Source organism: Paraburkholderia sp. GAS32 (assembly GCF_050434225.1).
GTDB lineage: Bacteria > Pseudomonadota > Gammaproteobacteria > Burkholderiales > Burkholderiaceae > Paraburkholderia > Paraburkholderia madseniana.
Window position 1 is genome coordinate 195,217 of the sequence record NZ_JBNPVS010000003.1, and the last position, 21,672, is coordinate 216,888.

Consider the following 21,672-nt stretch of genomic DNA (forward strand, 5'->3'; position numbering starts at 1 on the left):
GGCTTCACGCGCGTGTTGCATTCATCTGTTGGTTACCCCGCTCCCATCCGATTCCGGTCTGCTTTAGGCTCGCATTGCAATGCCAGTGTTTAACCTTAAAAGGACCGTTCAAAATGAACCTGCATAATCACCACGCCTGCCGTCCGTTCCTTGAGGCCGGCAATTTGTCGCAAGTCTCCGCCTACTACGAAGAAGGCCGCAACATCATGTGGATGATGCTGCGGGCGCAGCCGCGTCCCTGTTTCAATCTCGATCTGGTGCATGACATTCTGGGTCTCGCGCAGGCAGCACGAGAGTCCGGCTTGCCGATCGATTTCTGGGTGACCGGCTCGTTGATTCCGACCATGTTCAACGTTGGGGGCGACCTCGATTTCTTCGCCGACACGATCCGCGCCGGCAAGCGCCAGGCGCTGATGGCGTACGCGCGCGCCTGCGTCGATTGCGTGCACGCGGCGGCGCGCGGTTTCGATACGGGGGCGATTTCAATCGCGATGGTGGAGGGCACAGCGCTTGGAGGAGGGTTCGAGGCGGCGCTCGCGCATCATTTCCTGCTGGCGCAGAACGACGCACGCATGGGCTTTCCGGAGATCGCGTTCAATCTGTTCCCGGGCATGGGCGGCTATTCTCTGGTCGCGCGCAAGGTGGGGATGCGTCTGGCCGAGGAACTGATCGGCATGGGCGAGTCGCACACCGCTGAGTGGCACTTCGGCAAGGGACTGGTCGATCAGCTATTCGAGCCTGGCGACGCCTATATGGCGACGCGCACCTTCATCGATACGCTCCGGCCGAAGATGAACGGGATCCGCGCGATGCTGCGGGCGCGTCAGCGGGTGCTGCAACTCTCGCGCGCCGAGCTGATGGAAATTACCGAGGACTGGGTGAATGCCGCTTTCACGATCGAGGAGAAGGACCTCGTCTTTATGGAGCGGCTGGTGATGCTGCAGAACCGCCGTACTTCGAACCTGCGCCAGACGGCCTCCAGCGCGGCCAATTTCGCCTGAATCGCCCCGGGTCTCGAGGATATCGAGCCGCCGCGGGCGGGTCCCCCAACCCCCCAATCCCCCAAGGGGACTTCCTTCGGAGCGGGGGACGCCCTTCGGGCGCGTGGAAGCTCAGGCAATCAGTCTGAGCTTCTGCCTATCCTGCAACCAGCGTTCGAATTCCGCGACCGGCATGGCCTGACCGTACAGGAAGCCCTGTACGTATTCGACGCCCAGCCCCCTCATGAACACCTCTTCCGATTCGGTTTCGATGCCTTCGGCGACCACCTTGAAATTCAGCTCCTGCGCGACCACCACCATGGAGCGCACGAGTGCTTGCGCTTTGGTGTCGGCATTGATCGAGCGGACGAAACTGCGGTCGAGCTTGATGACGTCGAGCGGAATGCGGCCCAACTGCGAGAGCGACGAATAGCCGGTGCCGAAGTCGTCCAGATGAACCTGCGCCCCGAGTTGGCGAAACTGCTTGATCAGATCGATGGCCGCCGCTTCGTCCTCGATCAGGCAACTTTCGGTGAGTTCCAGGTCGATCAGACACGGATCGAGATTCGCGCGCTGCAGCGCTTCGCTGAAATGCCGCACCACGGCGGTGTCGACCAGTTGCCGTGCCGACACATTGATCGCGATGCGCAGGTTGTAGCCGTCCGCCTTCCATTTGGCCGCTTGCTTCGCGGCCGTTTCCATGACCCAGCGGCCGAGCACGCCGATCAGCCCGGATTCTTCCGCATAGCGGATGAACTCGGTCGGCATGATCTGCCCGCGCTCCGGCGAGTTCCAGCGGACCAGCGCTTCCGCGCCCTGCACCACGCCGGTGGCGAGCACGATCTTGGGTTGATAGTGCAGCGTCAACTGGCCCTCTTCGAGACCGCGCCGCAGGTTGGTGTCGAGCCACATGTACTCGGCGACCTTGCGGTTCATCTCGGGCGAGAACACGCGATAGGTGCGCTTGCCTTCGTCTTTGGCAACGTACATCGCCGTGTCCGCCGAACGGATCAGCGATTCGAGGTCGTTGCCGTGTTCCGGATAGCGCGCGATGCCGATCGAGCAGCCGGTGTAGACCTCGACGAGCCCCAGGCTGAACGGCGTGCGCAGGCGTTCGAGAATGCGCTGCGCGGTGGCTTCGAGATCGTGGGCGGTGCCTTGGGCGGCGAGCACAATGAACTCGTCGCCGCCGAGGCGCGCGAGCACGTCGCCTTCGTTCAGGCAGGTGCTGATGGCCGACGACACATCGCGAATCAGCCGGTCGCCGAAGACATGGCCGTAGTGGTCGTTGACCTTCTTGAAGTTGTCGAGGTCGAGGAACAGCACGCCGACCGATTCGCCTCGCGCGGCTGCTTCGATCGCGGCACTGATCTTGTCCTGGATCGCGTTGCGATTGGCGAGGCCGGTGAGCGAATCGGTGTTCGCCAGTTCGGTGAGACGTTCCTGCGCGAGCCGTTCTTCGGTGATGTCGGTGCCCGAGCAGATCAGAAACTGTTCTTCGACGCCGCTGCCGCTGTGAACGAACTTGTTGCGAAACAGGAATAGCCGTTCGCCGCGAAGGGTTTTCACGCGCCGCTCGACTTCGTACGAGACGCCGCGATTGAAGAAACCTGTGATGTTCTGGCTCGACGCCGCGCCGGACTCGGTGCTCATGAACAGCGCCCACACATTGCGGCCGACGATGTCTTCTTCCTTGACGCCGGTGAGTTCCTCGGCGAGACGGTTGAAGCGCTGTATGCGACCGTGCCTGTCGACGATGACCACGACCGAATTGACTTCGGAGACGACCTGTTCGGCGAAAGACAGACCGTGGACGAGGTCGCGTGCGACGGATTCCGTATCGTCGTAGGCCGAGGCGGTGCCTGCCCACGTATTGCTGGCGAGTTTTTTACCGACGAGGTGCAGACGCAGCGGTTCGCCGAACAGCCGCACGTCGAGGATGAGGTGCGAGGTGACACCGGTGAGGCAGCGGATCTGCGAGGCCTGTTGGGGATTCAGCGGAATGGCGACATTAGCCGGCACGTCGCCGGTGACGGGCGTGAGTTCCAGCGCGTTGCTGTCGTTCGACAGACGCCAGCAAGGGCTGCTTGTGCCGAACTGGGCAAACAGCACCTGATCGTGTTGGTCGTCGTTCATGAGATCCCCGGGCAGTGTGCCGATGAGCCAACCATGAAGGTGGGGTGGCGGCAAACAGTCTTCATCATACTTAAAGACTGGCCCCATTGTAGCGAAGCGGCTGGCGTTCGGGCCTATAAACATTAACGGTCGTGATGGCCTTCGTCTTAAGGCTTTTATTTTGGCGTGCGCGCTGGTATGAAGCCTCGAAATCGCATCGAAACGGCATTGAAACTGCTGTGGAATTACCTCAGGACTGCCTCAAAACCGCCGGGCCAACGCGCTTCGGGCGTGCTCCCGCTCTGTGGGAATCGCTTCCACCGTGGGGTCAAACCAGAAAACCCCGGCAACAAGCGTCGCGATAACGATTCCATCGCGATACAGAACCCGATTCCCGGCAATAGCAGGCACGCGTTCACCCACCAGCAACGTACCGGCAAGATTCAAAGGATCGGTTCCTGCGACACACACAAAAGCACCATCGTTCGCATGCCGTCGAACTTCGCGCAAGATCGGAATCGCTTCCGGTAAAGCAAATTGTTCGCCAGCGAGGCCATTCACAAACCGCCCGCCGCGAATGACGCCGCGCGCTTCGAGCCGTTGAAACACGCGCAACAGGTCCCGCCACGGCGGCAACCATTCGGCCTCGCGTTGGAGCAAACGCCAGAACACCACACCATAGCGGCGCAGCAACGTCATGGCGACATGTTCGAGTACTTCTGGGGCGAACTGCTGACGGCGCGCCGGCGATGCTTCGGCTGCAGCAACAACGGGCTGCCGGCTAACCAGAGCCCAGCGGCCCGCGTCGTCCATTCCTCCGATCAATGCACTCGACCTGACACGCCGGCTACTGGAATACGCACTGCGTTTGGCGACGGGTTTCAACAACGCCCGCAAGCCGGCGAAACTGTCGGAATTCACGAGGCCCGCGGCAACCAGCTCGCCCAGCGCGTTTTCCAGTTCCATGCGCAAGCCGTGTACCTCGGCCAGCAATTCGTCGAAGAACATCGCGCCATGCTGCGATAACGTGTCATGGACGCTCTGCGCGCGCGCCGATAGCTCCGGTTGTTTCGACGGGTCGATCAGCGCGCGCCAGACGCGTACCTGTGCGCGTGGCAAAAGCACGATCGGCGTGCTGCGCACCGGTCCCGCGGCACCGCGCGCCCGCTCGGTCAGGCGCGTCCAGACGATCTTGCCGGCACGGCATAGTTCGTCGAGCGAAATGTTCGCGTACGCCTTCACGCGCGTGGGCAGAATGTCTTCTTCCCATGCGGCTGCCGCGGCCTGAAAACCCTCCATCTGGTCGAGTACGGCGGCTAAAGCGTCGCGTCCCTCGCTGCGGGCGTCAGGCGTCAAATGCTGCCACTCGAACAGAAAACGCATGAAGTCGTGCCGTTCCACCGGTTCGATTTCGCGTCGCAAGCGTTTCACCGTGTAACGGTGGATCCGCGCAAGCAGATGACGCTCGCACCATTCTTCCTCGGTCGCGCCCGGCGAGAAGCGGCCGCGCATCACGTAGCCTTCCGCTTCGAGGCGCGTCAGTGTGTGTTCGACCGGTGCCGCGGGCAACCTCAGCGCCTGCGCGATCGCGTGCACCGGCAGCGGGCCGAAGCCGGTCAGCCGGGCGCGCAGCACGTCGAGCAGGGCGTCGTCGGCGCTCCACGTATCGGTGTAGCCGTTTGGTGCGGTGAGCGGCGGTTCAAACCGGGCGTCAGGGTAGAGCACCTGGAAACAGGTCAGGCGCTCGGCAGGCAGCCACAGTGCGTCGTCGGCAGCGATCCGCAGACGGGTCGCGCGACCGGATTCGGCAAGCAACGCGAGCCATGCCGGCCAGTCTTCGACATTGCGCGCCTCGGCCGCGGTGATGCAGGCGAGACCCGTTAGCGCTTCGTGCATCTCGTCGGCGGTGCGTGCCTGCGGCCATGCCTCGTCGCGCACGCTGTCGATCGCGTCGGCATCGAGCGCGCCGAGATCGTCGGCGCTGGACGGATCGGTCCAGCGGCGGTTCTGCACGGCTTGCGTGCGGCGCTCTTCGATCGGCGCATCGTCGAGAAAGGCGTAGGGCTTAGCTGTGAGGATTTCGGCGGCAAGCGGCGAGGGCGCCGGCAGATCGCGGGCGATCAGTTGCACTTCGCCCTGTTCGATACGACGCAGCAAGGCAATCCAGCTCTCGCTGTCCATCGCGTCGTGCAGGCAATCGTCGACGGTTTGGTCGACTAAGGGATGACGCGGCAGTTCGCGCTCGCCGACGATGTTTTCCAGGCACGCGGCCTGCTCGGGAAACACGCTCGCCAGCAAATCTTCGCTACGCATGCGCTGCAATTGCGGCGGCGTCTTGCGCCCGCCGGTATAACGCGGCAGGCCGAGCGAGGTGGTCGCGTTCCAGCGCCAGCGCACGCCGAAGAGCGGCGCGTCGAGCAGCGCCTGGATCAGCAGATGCTCGGCACTGTTCGAATGGAGGTATCGCCATACTTCGTCGAGTACGAAGGAATGGCTGCCGGTCAGTGAGAGGATGATCGCGTCTTCGGTAGCGGCGGCTTGCAGTTCGAAGTTGAAGGTCCGGCAAAAACGCTTGCGCAACGCGAGACCCCACGCGCGGTTCACGCGACTGCCGAACGGCGCATGGATCACGAGTTGCGTGCCGCCGGATTCGTCGAAGAAGCGTTCCATCACGAGTGTGTTTTGCGTCGGCAGCACGCTGAGCGCGGCGCGTGCGCGGGCGAGATAGTCGACAATTTGCCGCGCGGCGGCTTCGTCGAGACCGAGAGCGTCGACGAGCCAGTCGGTTGCGCGTTGGATGCGCACCGTCAAGAGCTCTTCCCCATCGAGCAGGCGCCCGATCTGCTCACGCAAGCGCGCGACGCCGAACGACAGTTCATCGCTGCGCCCTGGCGCCTCGCCGAGCCAGAACGGAATATTCGGCGGCTGCCCTTGCGCGTCCTCGACCCGCACGCGGCCGCTCTCGATCCGCAGAATCCGGTACGACGCATTGCCGAGTTGAAACACGTCTCCGGCGAGACTCTCGACGGCGAAATCCTCGTTGACGGTGCCGATATTGATCGCCTGCGGTTCGAGCACCACCGCATAGTCGGCGTTCTCGGGAATCGTGCCACCTGACGTCACGGCGACCAGTTTGCCACCGCGCCGGCCGCGCAAGGTGCCGCTCACCACGTCGCGATGAATATAGGCGCCGCGCGGGCCGTTACGGCTGGTATAGCCAACGGCCAGCATGCGCAGCACCGCGTCGTATTGCTCGCGTTCGAGGCCCGCGTAGGGGGCCGCGCGCCGCAGCATCTCGAACAGCGCGTCTTCGCTCCATTCGGTGCTCGATACCTCCGCGACGATCTGTTGTGCAAGCACATCGAGCGGTGCGCGCGGAATCCGCAGCGCGTCGAGTTCGCCACGCCGCACGCAATCGAGCAGCGCGGCGCATTCGATCAGATCGTCTCGCGAAGCCGGAAAGAGCCGGCCCTTCGGCATGCCGCCCACGTGGTGGCCCGAGCGCCCCACACGTTGCAGGAACGGCGCGATCGCGCGCGGCGAACCCATCTGGCAGACCAGATCGACGTCGCCGATATCGATGCCCAGTTCCAGTGAAGCGGTCGCGATCAGCACCCGCAACTCGCCGCGTTTGAGGCGCTCCTCCGCGTCGAAACGATGTTCCTTGGCGAGACTGCCGTGGTGCGCGGCGACTACGTCTTTGCCGAGCCGCTCGGTCAGATGACGCGCGGCGCGTTCGGCCATGCGGCGCGTGTTGACGAAAATCAGCGTGGTGCGATGCGTCGCGATCAGTTCGGCGAGGCGATCGTAGACGCGCTCCCACACTTCGTTCGGCATCACCGCTTCGAGCGGCACGGGCGGAATCTCCAGCGCGAGATCGCGCTCGCGAATGTGGCCCACGTCGATGATCGCGCAGTCCGCCGGAATATCGCTTTCGATGCTCGCACCGCCCACCAGAAAGCGCGCGACTGCGCTGACCGGTTTTTGCGTCGCCGACAGACCGATCCGTGGCAGGCACCGCTGACACAACGCATCGAGCCGTTCGAGGCTGAGCGCCAGATGGCTCCCGCGCTTGCTGCCGGCGAGCGCGTGAATTTCATCGACGATCACCGTGCGCACCGTCGACAGCATGCGTCGGCCGGAATCCGAACCGAGCAGGACGTACAGCGATTCCGGCGTGGTCACGAGAATATGCGGCGCGCGTTTTTTCAGCGCATTGCGTTCCTGCTGCGTGGTGTCGCCCGTGCGTACAGCGGTGCGGATGTCGAGCGGCGGCAGGCCGCGCGCCTCAAGTTCCGCGGCGATGCCTTGCAAGGGCACTTGCAGATTGATGCGGATGTCGTTGGAGAGCGCTTTTAACGGCGAGACGTAGACCACCAGGGTTTCGTCCGGCAACGCGCCGCCGTTGGCCAGGCCTTGCTGGACGAGTTCGTCGAGCGCGGACAGGAAGGCGGTGAGGGTTTTGCCCGAACCGGTGGGCGCGGCCACCAGGGTCGAGCGTCCGCTGCGAATCTGCGGCCAGGCGGCAGCCTGGGCGTCGGTGGGGGCGGGGAAGGTCTTCAGGAGCCAACTGGCTACTGCCGGATGGAAATCATCCAGCGCGCCGGGCGTGAAAGGGCCTGAAGCGGGGGCCGAAGCGTGGCCCGAAGTAGCATCTGAAGTTGCCTGCAATGCCGCATCGAAGCGCGAAGAATCAGAGCGCGCGTCCAGGGCGGTGGCGGATGTCGAGGCCGAAGTCATGCTGGCATAGATGGGGACGCGGTGTGCCATATCCAGAGGGCGGCAAGCGCCGGCCTGTTTCAAGGATCAACAATCAGTCTGGCAGGTTTTCGGCGGCTTTGCCGATGCCTGGGTGGCGGCTATCGCGCGGAATAAGGCGGCAATCACTGCGGGTGCGGCCCGCACAGCACCCGCTGCACCGCACAGCACGGCGCGAAACTACCAGACCCAGCGCATGCCTGTGCTGCCGGTTTGCGCAACGACGGCGGCGAGGCCGGTGCCCGTGCAGGTGACTGTGGTGTTGCTCGGCGGCGCGGTATTGCTGCACGCGGCCATCGCTGAAGGGGTGAATGCCTTTGAGAGCAGCACGACGCTGCCGAGGCCGATTCCAAATGTTTTCTTCTTCTTCATACGCACGGTCCTTGTTAAAGGCACTGCACCATACGAGCGGAATGGTCAGACTTATACACGCCTTACCAGAACTTTCCAAATGCCCCCGGCATAACATTACGGGTATGTTGCGCATCGCCGACGCTTGCCGGAGACCCGCATGGCGCCTCGCTTTTGGCAAAGAAGGAAATTTTTCCGGGCCAAAAAAGCTGCGGTAACTACTGCGGGAACCGTAAGTGGTTTGAAACATACGTTCGCCGGATGGCTGGTCAGAACTCACGCCGGGTCCTGTCGAAATTTTCCAGGTGCAGTACTCTGTACGGCTCACCGATTCACGAATCCACGATGGAGTCTCGACGATGCGATACAACCAGTTAGGCCGTACCGGTGTGTTTGTTTCAGAGCCGTGCCTGGGCACGATGACCTTCGGTGGTGGCGAGGGCATCTGGAAGCAGATCGGCGATCTGCAGCAGGGGGACGCGGAGCGGCTGGTCGGCCGGGCGCTCGATGCGGGCATCAATTTCATCGACACGGCCGACGTCTATGCCGATGGCCTGTCCGAACAGATCACGGGCCAGGCGTTGAAGAACCTGAAAGTGCCGCGCGACAAGGTTGTGGTCGCAACCAAAGTATTCGGCCAGACGGCAGCGTTTCCGAACGCGCGCGGGGCCTCGCGTTATCACATCATCGACGGGATCAAGGCGAGCCTGAAGCGCCTGCAACTCGATCACGTCGACCTGTATCAGATCCACGGTTTCGATCCGGCCACACCGATCGAAGAAACCGTGCGCGCGCTCGATACGCTGGTTCAGCATGGCCATGTGCGCTATGTCGGGGTGTCGAACTGGGCCGCGTGGCAGATCGTGAAGGCGCTGGGCATTGCGGAGCGCCTCGGCCTCGCGCGCTTTGAATCGCTCCAGGCGTATTACACGCTGGCGGGCCGCGACCTCGAACGCGAACTCGTGCCGATGCTGCACAGCGAAGGGCTTGGATTGATGGTGTGGAGTCCGCTCGCGGGCGGCTTGCTGAGCGGCAAATATGGGCGCGAGCAGCAGGGCGAAGCGGGCAGCCGTCGCACGACCTTCGATTTTCCCCCGGTCAATCGCGAGCGCGCCTATGACTGTATCGACGTGATGCGCGATATCGCGGAGACGAAGAAAGTGTCGGTGGCGCAGATCGCGCTTGCGTGGCTGCTGCATCAACGCGTGGTGAGCTCGGTGATCGTCGGGGCGAAGAAAGTCGAGCAACTCGACGACAACATTGCCGCCACCGGCGTCGCGTTGACCGCCGACGAGCTTGCGAAGCTCGATCAGGTCAGCACGCTGCCGGCTGAGTACCCGGGCTGGATGCTGGAACGCCAGGGCGAAGTGCGCCGCAAGCAGCTTGAAGAGGCGCGTCATTCGGCGTAACGGCGCGTAGTGGGCGCCGCTTCCCTCAATCTGCCTGCTTGCTATCCGCCTGATAAGCGGCGACGGCGTCCATCGTGCGTGCCGAGTACACCATGGTGGCACCCGCGTTCATGGCGACCGCCACGCCGAGCGCTTCGGCGATCTCTTCACGTGTCGCGCCATGTTTCAGCGCTTCGGCAGTGTGCACGGTGATACAGCCGTCGCATCGCAAGCTCACGGCCACCGCAAGCGAAATCAGCTCGCGCGTCTTCGCACCGAGAAGGTCGGCCTTCTGGCCCGCGCTCGACATCGTTTGATAGGCCTTCACCGTATCCGGCGACAGTTTGGCGATCTCGCCGATGCGGCCGAACAGTTCCTTGCGGTAATCGATCCAGTTCAACATGACAGTGCTCCTTTGTTTGCCACGCCCCGGCGGGTGCCGGTGTCGTTAGGCAAAGTATTGCGCTGTGCCGCGATATCCTGAATACTCGATTCGCTCAACTTTTAGCGCGACCGTCTCATGGATACGCTCAGCCGACTGATCGACCTCGCCCGGCCGCAAGCCAGCCTCGATCTGCGTTGCCTGCTCACGGGCGGCTTCGACATCGATCACGCGCCGATGGAGGCGGGCATTGCACCGTTTCATCTGGTGCTGGATGGAGCGTGCGTCGTCGAGACTGCGGGTGGCGCGCAGGTTGCGCTGCAGGCGGGGGATTTCATGCTGTTCCCGCGTGGCGCCGCGCATCGGGTGCGCGATATCGGGCGAGCGGCTGCCACCGCGCCGCTGACGTTGAGTCATGACGGCATGCTGCCGTTGCGCCGCAATGACGAGCGCAATGACGAGCACGAGGGCGGCGCCGATCTCGATCTTCTATGCGGCCGGTTCGTCTACGCGCCCGGTTCCTCCGCGTTGTTGCTCAACGCGCTGCCCGACCCATTTCATGTGTCGCTCGGCGGCGTGCAAACGCTCGGCGCGTTGCAGACAGTGATTGCGTTGATGCGAACCGAAGCCGAACAACGTCAGCCCGGCGCGCTCGCGATCGTCACCGCATTGAGCCACGCGCTCTTCGCGATGGCTTTGCGCGTGCATGGCGAACAGAATGCATCGAGCGCAGGCGTGCTGGCGCTGCTGGCCGATACGCGTCTGGGTGCGTCGGTACAGGGCATGCTGGATGCCCCCGAGCGGGCGTGGACGATTGCCGAGCTCGGTGAACGCGCGGCGATGTCCCGCGCGACTTACGCACGCCATTTCAACGAGCGTGCGGGTATGACGGTGATGGACTTCCTCACGCAGATTCGTATGACGATCGCGTGCGATCTGCTGCTACGCACGCAGCGCAGCGCCGCGGAGATCGGTGAGGCAGTGGGGTATCAATCGGAAGCCGCCTTCGGCAAGGCGTTTCAGCAGAGCGTCGGCGCGACGCCGGGGCGTTACCGGCGTCAACCGCAAGAGAACGATCAGAAATCCGGCTAGGCTTTGTCGGTTCTGCCGAACCAGTGCTTCTCTATTCTCGACATGATCAAGGTCACCAGCAGTGCGCAGACCGTGCCCAAGGTGACTTCGCCGAGGCGCAGCAAGGCCTTGTCCCACGGCGAACCGACGCCCGGCACCAGCAGCATGATGGTCGCCGTAATGCCGCCCAGACGCGCGGCGCTGCCCACGTTCACGACCCAGCAAATCACGATTGCCGCGGCAACGGTGGCGGCGTAAGCGGCGAGATAGCCACCGCCGAGGGTTGCGCCGATGAGCCCGCAAACGGCTCCGACCATCGCGCCGATGAACTGATCGCGCGACAGATTGCGGGTGTCGATATAACTGTGCTGGCTGACCGCGATCGCCGTAATCGCGGCCCAGAAAGCTTGCTCCGTATGCAGCCAACGGCCGATCACGAAAGCAAGGCTGCCGCCGGCCACCGCCTGCGCGGCCATCACACTGCCTTCGGCCAGCCGGTCGCCCAGCGGCAGCGCCTTGAGAAAAGCAAACAGCGAATTGGCGGCGTTCGTCCGCGCTTCACGTCTTGATTCGTCGGGAGCGGTCATTGGAGGGGGAGGAGCTTGTCGCAGCACGAGGGATTCGTATTCTAGCGAGGTCGACGGCGGGGCGTCGTGTCCGCGGCACCGCCGCGTAGTCCGGGCGCATGCCTGCCGGCCGCGCGTATTTTTCAGCGCGATTCCGGCGTGCTGGTTTCCTAAAACGGGACAGCGGCGAAGATGCCGCGCTTAGTCCGCTACGTTATTCCGCTACGACTTTCAGATGGTTCCTCACGCTCGAGACGCCATCGATGCCTTTCACGACTTCTCCTGCTGCGGCCTTGTCGTCAGCCGACGGCACCGAGCCCGTGAGCCACACCACCCCCTTGCGGGTCTTCACATGGATGTGGGTCGATTTGACGTTCTTCGCGCTGAGCAGTTCGGCCTTGGCCTTGGTGGTGATGGTGCCGTCGTCGACGTGCTGGCCGATGGTTTCGGATGCGGCCGACGGGGCCGAGCCGCTGGTTTGCGCCGTAGCGTTCAGTGCGAATGCGACGCAAGCGATGCTGCCTGCGGTCTTCAGAAATTGAATGGTCTTCATGGTTTCTCCTTCGGGTGTTGATAAATAGTGTTGACCCGCAAGCTGTGTGCCTGGTACACCGCACGAATGCCCGAGGTCGGGAGAAGCCGTTGCTGCGCATGCGTTTAGGCTGAGGAATAGAGGGGCGGCCACGTGTGGCGTGCTGTCCAATGGTCCGTAAGGCCCGCGACCGGAAATTGCCGGGTTCTTGTAAAAAGGGCGCTCGCCCACTGCGCAATCGGCGGGCCTGAAAAGGCAAAACTCAGAAAAAACAGGGTGTTGGGCGAGCTGGTATGACAGTTGCTGTAATGAGGTGAGATACCTTTTCTCAGCTATTAACGGGACCTCACTACAATGCCGTCAATTGAACTACGCGCAAGGCAGTCCCTCGCACTCACGCCGCGTCTGCAGCAATCGGTGCGCCTGTTGCAGTTGTCGTCTCTGGAGTTCCAGCAGGAGTTGCGCACCGCACTCGACACCAATCCCTTCCTCGAGTACGACTCGACAGACACGGAAGACGTCGCGCTTGCCACCACAGCGCCAGGCGATGATGCCGGCGCGACACCCGCCACGGACACGGTCGCCGCGGCCGAACCCGAATCGTCACCGGTTGACAACAGCAGCGGCGACACGATGGAAAGCGCGGGGCAGGACGACATACCCGGCGACTTTTCGGGCGACTACAGCAGCCGCAGTTCGACGCGCCAGAACGGCGACTCCGACAGTAGCGATCCTGCGGAATGGGCGCGTTCCCAACCGACCTTGCGCGAGCAGTTGCACGACTCGCTGCGTCTGTATCGACTCGACGACCGTGACCGCGCGGTGGCCCGCTTCATCATCGAGGCGCTCGACGACGACGGCTATCTGCGTCAGGAACTCTCCGAGCTTGCGGATAGCGTCGACCTCAAACCCGAATTGACCGAAGAAGAATTGCTGGTGGCGCTGCGGCTCGTGCAATCGCTCGATCGTCCCGGTCTCGGCGCTCGCTCGCTGTCCGAGTGTCTGTCGCTGCAGGTCAACGCCTTGCCCGCCGACACGCCGGGACGCGATGTGGCGCGGCAAATCGTCGACCATCATCTGGAACGTCTCGCGCGCCGCGAACAGGCTGAACTGCAAAAGCAGATCGGCTGCAGCGCCGAGGAACTGCGGGTGGCCTGCGCGCTGGTGCGCAAGCTCGATCCGAAGCCGGGCAACAACTACGGCCGAACCGAAGACAACTACGTGGTGCCGGACGTGATCGTGCGTCAGGTGCGCAACAAATGGGCGGTGACGATCAACCCGGCCGTGCAGCCGCGCGCTCGCATCCATCGTATGTACGCCGAGCTGTTCGCGCAGTCGGCCGGTGCAAGCCGCTCGCCGCTCGCGCAGCAATTGCAGGAAGCGCGCTGGTTGATCCGCAATGCGCAGCAGCGCTTCGATACGATTCAACGCGTGGCCGAATGCATCGTCGCGCATCAACGAGCCTTCTTCCAGTACGGTGAAATCGCGCTCAGGCCGATGGTGCTGCGCGATGTGGCCGAGGAGCTCGGTCTGCACGAGTCCACCATCTCGCGTGCGACCGGCAACAAATATATGGCTACGCCGCGCGGCATTTTCGAGTTCAAGCACTTCTTCCCGCGTGAACTCGGCACGGAAAGCGGCGGCACCTGTTCGGCCGCGGCCGTCCGTGCGCTGCTCAAGGAAATGATCGCCGCGGAGAACACGCACGATCCGCTGTCGGACGTGACACTCGCCAGGATGCTCGCGGATCAGGGCGTGCTGGTGGCGCGGCGCACCGTGGCGAAATATCGTCACTTGATGAAAGTGCCGCCGGCGGAATTGCGCCGCCAGGTTTAAACGCATTGCCCTTTGGGGCCAGGGCTTCAGCGAAGCGCCACACGAGACTCAGTACTCGCGTGGCGCTTTTTCGTATCTGGACGTTTCGCACGCGCCCCATTACATTGGCGGCTCAAGTCGAAACGGGGTGAGTTCCATGAAGTATTCGAATCTGGTTGAGCGTTTGCAGGGCAGGCGTACGTCGGCGTGGGAAATCCATCGTGTCGCTCAACAGGCGCTCGCCAATGGCGAAGACGTGATCGTGCTGAGCGTCGGCGACCCCGACTTTGCGACGCCCGCGCCGATCGTGGAGCGCGCCGTCGAGGCGTTGCGCGGCGGCGATACGCATTACAGCGCCGTGTCCGGGCGTGAGCCGGTGCGCGCGGCGATTGCCGAAGACCATGCGCGCACCACCGGTTGCGCCGTGAGCGCGGCCAACGTGATCCTGACGGCGGGGGCGCAGAATGGCGTGTTCGCGACCTCGCTGTGCCTGCTGGAAGCGGGTGACGAAGTGATCGTCCCCGAGCCGATGTACCTCACGTACGAGGCCTGCGTGCGCGCGGCGGGCGCCACGCTCGTGCCGGTGCCGGTCGATCCGGCGCGGGCGTTTCACCTCGACTGTGATGCGCTCGAAGCGGCCATCACGTCGCTCACCCAGGCCATTTTCTTCGCGACCCCCTGTAACCCGACCGGCGTGGTGATGCCGCGCGCCGATCTGGAACGCATCGCGCGGATCGCGTGCGAGCACGATCTGTGGGTGCTCTCCGACGAGGTCTATGCGGATCTCACGTTCGAGCGCGAGCACGTGAGCATCGCCGCGTTGCCGGGCATGGCGGAGCGCACGGTGACGCTCGGCAGTCTGTCGAAATCACATGCAATGGCGGGTTGGCGTGTGGGCTGGGCGATCGGGCCTGCCACGCTGATCGAGCATATGGGGCGGCTCGCGCTGGCGATGCTGTATGGCTTGCCCGGCTTCATCCAGCAGGCTGCATTGACGGCCCTGCAGAACAAGGCGCCGATCGTCGCCGAGATGCGCGAGATTTACCGGCGCCGCCGCGACGTCGTGTTCGAGCGCTTGCACCGCGTGCCGGGCTTGCGTTGCCTGTTGCCGGAAGCCGGCATGTTCATGATGGTCGACGTCAGCGGCACGGGCCTCGATACGGTCGATTTCACCTGGCAACTGTTTCGCGCACAAGGCGTGTCGCTGCTTGACGCCAGCGCCTTCGGCGAGACCGCGAATGGCTTCGTGCGGCTGGGTTTCGTGGTCGACGAGGCAAGCCTGGTCGACGCGTGCGAACGGATTGCTGCGTTCGTCGGCGGATTGCCGGTGCGTATGAAGGCGTAGGCTGTGAACAGGGAAAGCCGCCCAAGCCGCGAACGTCAGACGAAGTCCTCGTGGCGCCGCGATAGCGGAGCGGCTTTCTTAAGTATTTCGTATTACTTTCGTTTTCCCCAAGGAAACGATGCGGCTTGGGAGGGACGCGCGTTAGAGCCCGTTTTCGATTGACGTCTTCGATGCTTGCGTCAAGAATCAGTCGCCTGATTCGTCTTAAGCTGGACAATCGGGACATCGACGCCTATCGACTCGCAGCCGGATACCCCATGGCCATTCGCTTCTATCTCTCGTGGCGCCGATCACTGATGGCAGGATCCATGGCGGCTGCGCTGGTGGCGATGGCGCTGGTTCTTGCCATCATCGCCACGTTCAGTCAGATGTGCGCGGCGGCCGAACTGGACGACTCAGCCACTGCGGCAGCCGACACGGAATCAGCCACCGCGCCGGCTAGCTCGGTAAGCGTACCGAGCGCACCCAGCGCTCAGGCAGAGACTGCCGGCCAGACCGTCGATGCGAACGGCGAGCCAGTCAAGGAGCCGCGCGCAAATCCGTCTCGTACCGGCCATCCGCCACGGGTTTCCGCGGCCGCTCAGAACGATACGCAGGACAACCCGCCGCACGCTGTCAAACCCGAGACCTCGCCGATCCCTGTACCGCCGGAAAGCGCTGCCGTGACGCAGCATTCGATCCGGCTCGGCGGCCGCAACATCGACTACACCGCGACGGCGGGCAACCTGCTGCTGCGTGACAAAACCGGGCAGGCCAATGCGAGCGTCTTCTATACCGCCTACACCGTCGCGACCAAGGCGCCCTCGACACGCCCCGTCACGTTCCTTTTCAACGGCGGACCGGGTGCGGGCAGCGTGTTCCTGCTGATCGGCTCGTTCGGACCGAGGCGGGTGCGCACGGCGAGTCCCGCGAGTACGCCGCCCGCGCCGTATGTGCTGGACGACAACCCCGATAGCCTGCTCGATACCACCGATCTGGTCTTTATCGATGCCGTCGGCGCAGGCCTGTCGAGGGTTGTCGGCCATGGCACGGGGAAGGACTTCTGGGGTGTCGACAAGGACCTTGACGCGTTCTCGCAATTCATCGACCGCTATCTGACGGTGAACCAGCGCTGGAATTCGCCGAAGTACCTGCTCGGCGAATCGTATGGCACCGCGCGCGCCGCGATGCTCGCGTATCAACTGGGGCAAAACAATATCGCGTTGAATGGCGTGATCCTGATGTCGTCGGTGCTCGATTCCTCGGCGTTTTCACCCGGCTTCGATTTCAAGAGCGAGAGCTACTTGCCGAGCTTCGCGGCAATCGCGTGGTACCACGACAAGATCGTGCCAAAGCCGGCCAGTCTGCCGGCCTTCCTCGACGAGGCCCGCGCGTTCGCCCGCGGGCCTTATGCGCAAGCGCTCGCGCAGGGCGACGTGTTGCCCGACGCGCAGCGCGACGAAATCGCCGCACGCGTCGCGCAGTTCACCGGGCTCGACGTCGATTACGTGAAGCGAAGCCGCCTGCGTCTCTATCCCTCGCGTTTTCGCAATCAATTGCTGCGCGATCAATCGCGCAGCATTGGCCGTTTCGATGCACGCTTTAAAGGACTCGAATACGACGGCGTGTCCGAGCGTCCCGATTACGACGCATCGGTGAGCAGTGTGGCGAGCGCTTTCGACGCCGCGCTTCATCAGCATTTTGCGCAGGACCTGCACTTCACGCCTGCCGACCGCTATCGCGTCTTCAACGACGACGCGTTGACGCAGTGGGACTGGAAACACCGTGAGTGGTGGGGGGAACACTTGTCCGTGCCGTATGCGGCGGGCGATCTCGCCGAAGCGATGCGGCAGAATCCGCACCTGCGCGTGATGTCGCTGAACGGCTATTTCGACCTGGCCACGCCGTTCTATGCGACCGAGTACGCGCTCGCGCATCTGGGCATCGATGCGCCGCTGCGCGCCAACGTGCGCATCGCCTACTACCCGACCGGGCACATGATCTATCTCGACGATGTCGCGTTGCATGCGCTCAAGCGGGACCTGGCGAGCTTCTATGCGGCGGGCGCGGGCTAGGCTGGCATGTGGGTGGCGGCACCGCAAGGAATCTAGCTCCCTTGCCGCATTGTCAGCCGTCTCTCCCACGGATTTTGATATCATCACTGTATAAACATACAGGTTTCATGAAAACCCCGTGGCGACAGATGCTCCGTCAGACCTCCGTTCTGATGTCCCCTATTACCTGCTGAACTTCGAGCGTGCGCTGGCGTGGCTCGCCGAGCGTTACGACGATCTGCTGGACGCGCACGAACACGGCTTCCTGCTCGATTTCGCCGCCTTGCCGCAGCCCTCGCGCGCGTTGCTGGTTCGCATGCTGATGCGCAAGGGCACGTTGTTCCGCTCCAGCCGTCTTTCTTACGACGAGATTGGTTGTCCTTTGCAGGCGGTTGCGCCCCTGGCAGTGCTCGGTTGGGTCGACACTGAACCGGGCCTGACGCTCGACGATCTGTTCGCGCTCACCACGCGCCCCGAGTTGCTGCTGATCTTTGCGGACGCCATCGCGTTGATTCCTGGCGCGAAAGGCTTGCGCAAACCCGATCTGCTGGAAACGCTGCGGCCGTTTTACGAAGGCGAAGGCGAGGGCGAATGTGACGGACGAGGCGCCGCCGCGCATCCGTTGTCCACATGGCACGGCCAGACCACCGACCGCGTCTTCCACGTCGCCATCGCGCCCCTTTGCGAGCGTCTGCGCCTGATGTTCTTCGGCAATTTGCAGCAGGACTGGTCGGAGTTCGTGCTTGCCGATCTCGGCGTGTTCCAGTACGAGAAGGTTGCATTCGCGCCGTTGTCGCGCGCATTCCAGCAACGCGCGGACGTCGACGTCTATCTTGCGTTACATGCATGCCGCGAAGCGCTCGAATGGCTGCCCACGGGTGACGCGGAGTCAGAGGCGATCGACGAACTCGTCGCCGCAATTGCCGCCATCGAAACCTCGAATCCCTGGCTCGAAACGCGTCGCGCGAAACTGCTGTTTCGTATCGGCCAGCATTGCGAGCGTCAGCAGAACTGGGCCGCCGCGCTCGCGGTCTATGAGCGTTGCGCATGGCCCGGCGCGCGCCATCGGCGCTTGCGTGTGCTGGAACGCAGCGAGCGATTCGACGAAGCCTTCGCCCTCGCTTCGCAAGCCGCGGCCAAACCTGAAAGCGAAGAGGAGGCGCAGCGCGTCGCGCGCATGTTGCCGCGTTTGCAGCGCAAGCGCGGCGAGCGGGTGTCGCGTGTGCCCGCCGCCCGGCCGGTCGAGCGCAGCACACTGGTGCTGCCGAGGCCGGACGCGCCGCAACCGGTCGAATACGTTGCACGCGACCATTTGACTTGCGACGCGGCGCCGGTTCATTACGTCGAAAACGCGCTGATCAACTCGCTGTTCGGCTTGCTGTGCTGGGAACCGGTGTTCGCGGCGCTGCCCGGCGCGTTTTTTCATCCGTTCCAGCGCGGACCGGCCGATCTGCATGCGCCGGATTTTCATGCGCGCCGCGCGGAACAATTCGCCGCGTGTCTCGCGCAACTCGACAGCAATGCCTATCGCGAGACGATTCTGCGGCATCTGCAAAGCAAGGCGGGTCTGCAATCGCCGTTCGTATTCTGGGGCTTGCTGACGCCGGAACTGGTCGAGTTGGCGCTCGACTGCCTGCCTGCCGCGCATCTGAAACTATGGTTCGAGCGTCTGCTGCGTGACATCCGCGGCAACCGCTCGGGCCTGCCGGACCTGATTCGGTTCTGGCCGGCCGAGCGCCGCTATGAGTTGATCGAAGTGAAAGGCCCCGGCGACCGCTTGCAGGACAACCAGATCCGCTGGCTCGCGTACTGCGCGCAGCACGGCATGCCGGTGCGGGTACTCGACGTGCGATGGACCGATGAAGAGATCGTCGCGTCGGAAGTCGTGACGGAGATCACGCCGTGACCTACGTGGTCGCCGTCCGGGCGATGTGCGAATTCACTGCGCGGCGCGGCGATCTGGATCTGCGCTTCACGCCCGCGCCCACCTCGCTGGAGGGCATGGCCGGCCATGTGACGGTCGCCGGGCGGCGCGCGAGCAGCTACGAAGCCGAGGTCACGCTGACCGGCACGCATCGCGGTTTGACCGTGCGTGGCCGCGCCGACGGTTACGACCCGGTGTCGAACCGGCTGGAAGAGATCAAGACCCATCGTGGCGCGCTCGAACGGATGCCCGCCAATCACCGCACGCTACATTGGGCGCAGGCGCTGGTGTACGGGCACCTGTTGTGCCAGGCCCGCGGGCTCGCCGAATTGACGGTCGCGCTGGTGTATTTCGATGTCGGCAGTCAGAAGGAAACCTTGCTGACCGAAACGCACACGGCGCGTGAGCTGGAGATTTTCTTCGTCGAGCAATGCGAGCGCTTTCTCGATTGGGCTGTGCAGGAAGAGGCCCATCGCGCCGCGCGCAATGCCGCGCTCGGTGCGTTGCAGTTTCCGCATGGCCAGTTCCGCAGTGGTCAGCGCGAGCTTGCGGTGTCGGTGTATCGCGCGGCGCGTGACGGCAAGCCCTTGATGGCGCAGGCGCCGACCGGCATCGGCAAAACACTGGCGACGATTTTTCCGCTGCTCAAGGCGTGTGCGTCGGATCAGATCGACCGCGTGTTCTTCCTGACCGCGAAGACGCCGGGCCGCGCGCTTGCCCTCGATGCGATCGAAACGCTCCATCGAAGCGCCGAGTTGACTTCTGGGCGCTTGCCGCTGAGAACCCTTGAACTGGTTGCGCGCGACAAGGCCTGCGAGCATCCCGAGAAGGCTTGCAACGGCGAGTCCTGTCCACTCGCGCGCGGCTTCTACGACCGGCTCGACGCGGCCCGCAGCGCGGCCTTGGCCGGGCCGCGGCTCGACCGGGCGTCGGTGCGCGAAGCGGCGCTCGGGCACGACGTCTGCCCGTACTATCTCGCGCAGGAACTGGCGCGCTGGTCCGACGTGGTGGTCGGCGACTACAACTACTACTACGACAGCAGCGCGATGCTGTACGCACTCACGCAGATCAATCAATGGCGCGTCGGCGTGTTGGTCGACGAGGCGCACAACCTGCTCGAGCGGGCACGGCGCATGTACAGCGCGACGCTCGATCAGGCAGCGTTCCGGCTCGCCCGCAAAACCGCGCCTGCGACGTTGAAGAAGCCGCTTGAACGGCTTCAGCGCGAGTGGAACGCCGTCAAGCGCGCTCAGACCGACACGTATCAGGTCTATGCCGACGTCCCCGGCAAACTGCTTTCGGCCGCACAGAATCTGATCGGCGCGGTGACGGATCAACTCGCCGAAGCCCCGCTTTCGATCGACGAAGCATCGCTGCGATTTTTCTTCGACGCCATGCACTTCGTCGCGCTGGCGGAGCAATTCGGCGAGCATTCGATTTTCGACATTACGCTCACCACGGATCGCTACGCGCCGCGCGACAAAAGCAGCAGCACGCTGTGCGTGCGCAACGTGATCCCGGCGCCGTTTCTTGCGGGGCGTTACGCGGCCGCGCGCACCACAGTGATGTTTTCAGGCACGCTCAATCCGCATCATTTCTATCGCGACACGCTGGGTCTGCCGGAGCAGACGAACTGGCTGGACGTTGAAGGACCGTTCCGCGCCGAGCAGTTGCAGGTGCGGGTGGCCGGCAACGTATCCACGCGCTGGCGGGATCGCGAACGCTCGCTCGTACCCATCGTCGATCTGATCGCAAAGCAGTACGCCGCGCAGCCGGGCAATTATCTCGGGTTCCTGAGCAGCTTCGAGTATCTGCAACAGGTGATGGGGTTGATGCGCTCGCGTCATCCCGAACTGCCGGTATGGGCACAGGAACAGGGCATGGACGAGGCGGCGCGCGACGCGTTCCTTGCGCGCTTTCGCACCATGAACCAGGGCGTCGGCTTCGCGGTGCTAGGGGGCGCGTTCTCCGAGGGTATCGATCTGGTCGGGCAGCAACTGATTGGCGCCTTCATCGCGACGCTCGGCCTGCCGCAGATGAACGACGTCAACGAGCAGATGCGCCGCACGATGGAGGCGAAGTTCGGCAACGGCTACGACTACATGTATCTGTATCCGGGCTTGCAGAAGGTCGTGCAGGCCGCTGGCCGCGTGATTCGCACGGAGCAGGATCAGGGGGTGGTGCATCTGATCGATGACCGGTATCGGCGGCCGGAAGTGCGGCGCTTGTTGCCGCGCTGGTGGCAGGTGCAATAAGCCAATGCAATAAGCCGCTGCAATAAGCCGCTGCAATAAGCGCCTCGTCGGTGGCTTGCAAGCCCATCTCTTTACCTCTCAGGTAATCGACCTGCCTACACCCGCCAGGCAAAGTGGCGGCACGGCACAACGATTCCGACCCAAGGTAAGGAGGCTT

General features: G+C 63.6%; 14 protein-coding genes. 8 read left to right on the top strand and 6 right to left on the bottom strand.

Going from position 1 to position 21,672, the window contains the following annotated elements; all coding sequences use genetic code 11:
- The first annotated feature begins 113 nt into the window (after positions 1-113).
- Positions 114-1,001: a crotonase/enoyl-CoA hydratase family protein gene (locus tag P3T25_RS04910; RefSeq protein ID WP_154561797.1), complete on the top strand. Its 888-nt coding sequence runs from the start codon at positions 114-116 to the stop codon at positions 999-1,001.
- A gap of 111 nt (positions 1,002-1,112) precedes the next feature.
- Here P3T25_RS04910 and pdeR read toward each other — a convergent pair whose 3' ends face one another.
- From pdeR to P3T25_RS04925, 3 genes are all read right to left on the bottom strand, one after another.
- Positions 1,113-3,116, bottom strand: coding sequence for a cyclic di-GMP phosphodiesterase (gene pdeR, locus P3T25_RS04915; protein ID WP_154561799.1), 2,004 nt, complete (start codon positions 3,114-3,116; stop codon positions 1,113-1,115).
- A gap of 240 nt (positions 3,117-3,356) precedes the next feature.
- Positions 3,357-7,835: a DEAD/DEAH box helicase gene (locus P3T25_RS04920; protein ID WP_429357695.1), complete on the bottom strand. Its 4,479-nt coding sequence runs from the start codon at positions 7,833-7,835 to the stop codon at positions 3,357-3,359.
- A 198-nt stretch (positions 7,836-8,033) separates the two neighbouring features.
- Positions 8,034-8,225 carry a hypothetical protein gene (locus tag P3T25_RS04925; protein ID WP_154561803.1) on the bottom strand — a complete coding sequence of 64 codons (192 nt, stop codon included), beginning with the start codon at positions 8,223-8,225 and terminating at the stop codon, positions 8,034-8,036.
- Between the two features lie 338 nt (positions 8,226-8,563).
- Between P3T25_RS04925 and P3T25_RS04930 the strand changes: the two genes are divergently transcribed.
- The gene (locus tag P3T25_RS04930; protein WP_429357618.1) at positions 8,564-9,613 is read left to right on the top strand and encodes an aldo/keto reductase; all 1,050 of its coding nucleotides are present in this window, start codon (positions 8,564-8,566) and stop codon (positions 9,611-9,613) included.
- A gap of 25 nt (positions 9,614-9,638) precedes the next feature.
- Here P3T25_RS04930 and P3T25_RS04935 read toward each other — a convergent pair whose 3' ends face one another.
- Positions 9,639-9,995 (bottom strand): carboxymuconolactone decarboxylase family protein, encoded by a 357-nt coding sequence (locus P3T25_RS04935; RefSeq protein ID WP_154561807.1) that lies wholly within the window; start codon positions 9,993-9,995, stop codon positions 9,639-9,641.
- Between the two features lie 117 nt (positions 9,996-10,112).
- On the opposite strand from P3T25_RS04935, the gene P3T25_RS04940 reads away from it, so the two are divergent.
- Positions 10,113-11,066, top strand: coding sequence for an AraC family transcriptional regulator (locus P3T25_RS04940; protein WP_429357619.1), 954 nt, complete (start codon positions 10,113-10,115; stop codon positions 11,064-11,066).
- Here P3T25_RS04940 and P3T25_RS04945 read toward each other — a convergent pair.
- The gene (locus P3T25_RS04945) at positions 11,063-11,632 is read right to left on the bottom strand and encodes an FUSC family protein (protein ID WP_429357620.1); all 570 of its coding nucleotides are present in this window, start codon (positions 11,630-11,632) and stop codon (positions 11,063-11,065) included. The genes P3T25_RS04940 and P3T25_RS04945 overlap by 4 nt on opposite strands.
- Positions 11,633-11,825: 193 nt before the next feature.
- Positions 11,826-12,164, bottom strand: coding sequence for a BON domain-containing protein (locus tag P3T25_RS04950; RefSeq protein ID WP_154561813.1), 339 nt, complete (start codon positions 12,162-12,164; stop codon positions 11,826-11,828).
- 333 nt (positions 12,165-12,497) lie between these two features.
- Between P3T25_RS04950 and P3T25_RS04955 the strand changes: the two genes are divergently transcribed.
- The 5 genes from P3T25_RS04955 to P3T25_RS04975 all read left to right on the top strand — a co-directional run bounded on the left by P3T25_RS04955 (position 12,498) and on the right by P3T25_RS04975 (position 21,515).
- Positions 12,498-13,979, top strand: coding sequence for an RNA polymerase factor sigma-54 (locus P3T25_RS04955; protein WP_429357621.1), 1,482 nt, complete (start codon positions 12,498-12,500; stop codon positions 13,977-13,979).
- Positions 13,980-14,115: 136 nt separating this feature from the next.
- Entirely contained in the window at positions 14,116-15,303 is a 1,188-nt protein-coding gene (locus P3T25_RS04960; protein ID WP_429357622.1) for a pyridoxal phosphate-dependent aminotransferase, read from the top strand.
- Between the two features lie 257 nt (positions 15,304-15,560).
- Complete coding sequence (locus P3T25_RS04965; RefSeq protein ID WP_429357623.1) at positions 15,561-17,357, top strand: S10 family peptidase; 1,797 nt, start codon at positions 15,561-15,563, stop codon at positions 17,355-17,357.
- Between the two features lie 118 nt (positions 17,358-17,475).
- Positions 17,476-19,242: a VRR-NUC domain-containing protein gene (locus P3T25_RS04970; RefSeq protein ID WP_429357624.1), complete on the top strand. Its 1,767-nt coding sequence runs from the start codon at positions 17,476-17,478 to the stop codon at positions 19,240-19,242.
- Positions 19,239-21,515, top strand: coding sequence for an ATP-dependent DNA helicase (locus P3T25_RS04975; RefSeq protein ID WP_429357625.1), 2,277 nt, complete (start codon positions 19,239-19,241; stop codon positions 21,513-21,515). Before P3T25_RS04970 ends, P3T25_RS04975 begins: the two co-directional genes overlap by 4 nt.
- Positions 21,516-21,672: the final 157 nt, after the last annotated feature.

Bases quoted from the DNA above. Each gene is read 5' to 3' on its own strand.
- P3T25_RS04920 (WP_429357695.1), bottom strand. From the start codon at position 7,835: ATGACTTCGGCCTCGACATCCGCCACCGCCCTGGACGCGCGCTCTGAT.
- P3T25_RS04935 (WP_154561807.1), bottom strand. From the start codon at position 9,995: ATGTTGAACTGGATCGATTACCGCAAGGAACTGTTCGGCCGCATCGGC.
- pdeR (WP_154561799.1), bottom strand. From the start codon at position 3,116: ATGAACGACGACCAACACGATCAGGTGCTGTTTGCCCAGTTCGGCACA.
- P3T25_RS04965 (WP_429357623.1), top strand. From the start codon at position 15,561: ATGGCCATTCGCTTCTATCTCTCGTGGCGCCGATCACTGATGGCAGGA.
- P3T25_RS04925 (WP_154561803.1), bottom strand. From the start codon at position 8,225: ATGAAGAAGAAGAAAACATTTGGAATCGGCCTCGGCAGCGTCGTGCTG.
- P3T25_RS04960 (WP_429357622.1), top strand. From the start codon at position 14,116: ATGAAGTATTCGAATCTGGTTGAGCGTTTGCAGGGCAGGCGTACGTCG.
- P3T25_RS04940 (WP_429357619.1), top strand. From the start codon at position 10,113: ATGGATACGCTCAGCCGACTGATCGACCTCGCCCGGCCGCAAGCCAGC.
- P3T25_RS04950 (WP_154561813.1), bottom strand. From the start codon at position 12,164: ATGAAGACCATTCAATTTCTGAAGACCGCAGGCAGCATCGCTTGCGTC.
- P3T25_RS04910 (WP_154561797.1), top strand. From the start codon at position 114: ATGAACCTGCATAATCACCACGCCTGCCGTCCGTTCCTTGAGGCCGGC.
- P3T25_RS04955 (WP_429357621.1), top strand. From the start codon at position 12,498: ATGCCGTCAATTGAACTACGCGCAAGGCAGTCCCTCGCACTCACGCCG.
- P3T25_RS04930 (WP_429357618.1), top strand. From the start codon at position 8,564: ATGCGATACAACCAGTTAGGCCGTACCGGTGTGTTTGTTTCAGAGCCG.
- P3T25_RS04945 (WP_429357620.1), bottom strand. From the start codon at position 11,632: ATGACCGCTCCCGACGAATCAAGACGTGAAGCGCGGACGAACGCCGCC.